The sequence below is a fragment of the Streptomyces sp. SID4985 genome (assembly GCF_009863025.1).
Lineage (GTDB): Bacteria > Actinomycetota > Actinomycetes > Streptomycetales > Streptomycetaceae > Streptomyces.
The window spans coordinates 1-3,397 of the sequence record NZ_WWIR01000252.1 but is presented as its reverse complement, the minus strand read 5'-3'; the positions used below and the strand labels follow the sequence as shown (position 1 = coordinate 3,397).

General features: G+C 69.6%; 4 protein-coding genes. 1 reads left to right on the top strand and 3 read right to left on the bottom strand.

All coding sequences use genetic code 11. The annotated features are described in order from the left end of the window. Together GTW40_RS10325 and GTW40_RS10320 are read right to left on the bottom strand one after the other, a co-directional pair. A partial coding sequence (locus tag GTW40_RS10325) for an MDR family MFS transporter (protein WP_202485673.1) occupies window positions 1-1,790 on the bottom strand: 1,790 nt, incomplete at its 3' end. Between the two features lie 9 nt (window positions 1,791-1,799). Further along, on the bottom strand, window positions 1,800-2,294 hold the full coding sequence (locus GTW40_RS10320; protein ID WP_161179868.1) for a MarR family transcriptional regulator: 495 nt from the start codon (window positions 2,292-2,294) through the stop codon (window positions 1,800-1,802). A gap of 205 nt (window positions 2,295-2,499) precedes the next feature. On the opposite strand from GTW40_RS10320, the gene GTW40_RS10315 reads away from it, so the two are divergent. Next, window positions 2,500-2,694: a hypothetical protein gene (locus GTW40_RS10315; RefSeq protein WP_161179867.1), complete on the top strand. Its 195-nt coding sequence runs from the start codon at window positions 2,500-2,502 to the stop codon at window positions 2,692-2,694. A 93-nt stretch (window positions 2,695-2,787) separates the two neighbouring features. Here GTW40_RS10315 and GTW40_RS10310 read toward each other — a convergent pair. Continuing rightward, window positions 2,788-3,397 (bottom strand): RNA polymerase sigma factor SigF (locus tag GTW40_RS10310; RefSeq protein ID WP_161179866.1); only part of this gene is annotated, 610 nt, incomplete at its 5' end.

Here is a 3,397-nt window from a genome sequence, read left to right as displayed (position 1 = left end):
TGCCCGCCGACCGGCGTGCCCGTGCCGGTGCCCGGCTGGGACTCGGCGACGGACGCGGTGGCGGCGACGGGCCTGGCGTGCGCGGCCGGAGCCGTGCCGTCGGCCTGCGCATCGGCCCCGCCGAGGGCGCCCACCAGCACCGGGACCTCCTGGGACTCGGCGACCACCGGAGCGGCGGCCGGGTCGATCGGGGCCTCGGCCTCGGCGCTCTGCGCCAGCGCGCCCTTGGTCCGCAACGGGACCTCCTTGATGAACAGCGTGATCAGGAAGGCGATCGCCGCGAGGAGACCCGCGATGAAGAACACGTCCGCGATGCCGTGGCCGTACGCGCTCTCCATGAGCGTGCGCAGCGGCGCGGGCAGCTTGTTCATGTCCGGGATGGTGTCGGTCGAGCTGGAACCGGCCAGCGCGGCCTGGTACTTCGGGCTGAGGGCGGAGACGCCGTCCTTGACGTAGTGCGTGATCCGGTGGGCCATCACCGCGCCGAGCGCCGAGACGCCCACCGCGCCGCCGAGGGAGCGGAAGAAGGTGACCGTGGAGCTGGCGGAGCCGAGGTCCGCGGGGGACACCTGGTTCTGCGTGGCGAGCACCAGGTTCTGCATCATCATGCCGATGCCGAGACCCAGCAGGGCCATGAAGATGGCCATCTTCCAGTAGTCCGTGTCGTACCGGATGCCGCCCAGCAGGAGCAGGCCCGCCGTGACCAGGACGCCACCGCTGACCAGCCACGCCTTCCAGCGCCCGGTGCGGGTGATGAACTGACCCGAGACGGTCGAGGAGATGAACAGGCCGCCGATCATCGGGATGGTCAGCACGCCCGACATGGTCGGGGACTTGTCGCGGGCCAGCTGGAAGTACTGGCTGAAGAACACGGTGCCGCTGAACATCGCGACGCCGACGAACAGCGAGGCGAGCGAGGCGAGCGTGATGGTGCGGTTCTTGAAGAGCCGCAGCGGAATGATCGGCTCGGCGGCCTTGGCCTCCACGAGCACGAACAGCGCGCCGAGCACGATCGAACCGCCGACCATCGCGTAGGTCTGCCAGGAGACCCAGTCGTACTTGTCACCGGCGAAGGTGACCCAGACCAGCAGCAGCGAGACGGCCGCCGAGATCAGGGACGCGCCGCCCCAGTCGACCTTGACGTCCCGCTTCACGACGGGCAGGTGCAGGGTCTTCTGGAGCACGATCAGCGCGATGACGGCGAAGGGGACGCCGACGTAGAAGCACCAGCGCCAGCCCAGCCAGGAGGTGTCGGTGATGACACCGCCGAGCAGCGGGCCGCCGACGGTCGCGACCGCGAAGGTCGCGCCGAGGTAGCCGGAGTAACGACCGCGCTCGCGCGGGGAGATCATCGCCGCCATGACGATCTGCGCCAGGGCGGACAGACCGCCGACGCCGATGCCCTGCACCACACGGCAGGCGATCAGCATGCCGGGGTTCTGCGACAGGCCCGCCGCCATGGAGGCGACGACATAGATGACCAGGGCTATCTGGACGAGCGCCTTCTTGCTGTACAGGTCGGCCAGCTTGCCCCACAGGGGCGTGGCCGCGGTCATCGACAGCAGGGCGGCGGTGACGACCCAGGTGTAGGCGGACTGGCCGCCGCCGAGGTCTCCGATGATGTGCGGCAGGGCGTTGGAGACGATCGTGGACGACAGGATCGCCACGAACATGCCGAGCAGCAGTCCGGAGAGAGCCTCCATGATCTGCCGATGCGTCATCGGGGCCTGGTCGGCGCCTCCCCCGTGCTTGGCGTGAGCCCGCACACCGGCCGGTGTGGTTGTTGCCATGGGCTTCCTTTACATATGAGCGGGTGTACGGGTGGTCTCTTCGACTACGGGGGCGCCCTGTCTCGGCAGCCCGCTGCGGCAGTCCCCGAAGGACGCGCGCAGCCGGGTCATCAGCCGGATCAGCTGGCCGACCTCGTCGTCGGTCCAGTCGCTCAGCCGCTCGGCCAGCAGCCGGCTGGTCCGCAGCGACAGCTCCTCGAGCTGCCGTGCTCCGGCCGGCGTCAGGCGCAGGATGCGCGAGCGCTTGTCGGCGGGGTCCGGCGACCGTTCGATCCAGCCGCGGTCCGCGACGTGCGCGACATGCCGGCTCGTGACCGACATGTCGACGGAGAGCAGCTCGGCGAGCCTGCTCATGCGCATGGCTCCGTGACGGCCGAGCAGCGTCAGCACGGCGGCGGAACCGGCCGGGCAGTCCGGGGGCAGGATGCGCCCCATGTCGCGTTTCACGGCGCCGACGGCACTGAGCTGACGTGCCAGTTCCTCGAACTGCGCCTGCCCGGCCATCACACCTCCCGTATTCGTTGCTTGGGGCAACCATAAGAGTGCTTGGTTGCCACAGGCAAATAAACAGGGGCGGTTCGGCGCAAAAACTTGGCAAAGGCAAGTATTGCGATCGTAAATATGCAGGTGGCTGCGGGTGACGTGCCCGCGTCTGTCCCGGTGGCCCCGCACTTGGGCCGCAACCGGGGATTCGCTAGTGTCTCGGCCCATGGCTAACACCCAGGGCCCGCAGGGCAATTACGACCCCGCCGGCAGCACCCAGATGTTCCGCGCGTTCGTCGACGACGCTCCCCCGCCCGTCCAGCAGCAGGCGACCTCGTCCGGTCCGCGCGTCGGTCTGATCATCGGCATCGTCGTGGCCGTGGCCGTCGTCGCCGCGGTGGCGTGGCTGGCGCTCAAGTAAGGGACGGGCTCCGGCAGGAGCCCCTCCGACTCACATTCTCGGCGGAATCGGCGTGGAGCGACTGCTCCACGCCGCCGTCTTTTGCCCGGTCGCTCAGTCGGCGACCAGGCCCTCCCGCAGCTGGGAGAGGGTGCGGGTGAGCAGCCGGGACACGTGCATCTGGGAGATCCCGACCTCCTCGCCGATCTGCGACTGCGTCATGTTGGCGAAGAAGCGCAGCATGATGATCCGGCGCTCGCGCGGCGGCAGCTTGGCCAGCAGCGGCTTCAGCGACTCCCGGTACTCCACGCCCTCCAGGGCCGTGTCCTCGTACCCCAGGCGGTCGGCCAGCGAGCCCTCGCCGCCGTCGTCCTCGGGGGCCGGGGAGTCCAGCGAGGACGCCGTGTAGGCGTTGCCCACGGCGAGGCCGTCGACCACGTCCTCCTCGGAGACCCCGAGCGCGGCCGCGAGTTCCGGCACGGTCGGGGAGCGGTCCAGGCGCTGGGACAGCTCGTCGCTGGCCTTGGTCAGCGCCAGGCGCAGCTCCTGGAGCCGACGCGGCACCCGCACCGACCACGAGGTGTCGCGGAAGAAGCGCTTGATCTCGCCCACGACCGTCGGCATCGCGAACGTCGGGAACTCCACGCCCCGTTCGCAGTCGAAGCGGTCGATCGCCTTGATCAGGCCGATGGTGCCGACCTGGACGATGTCCTCCATCGGCTCG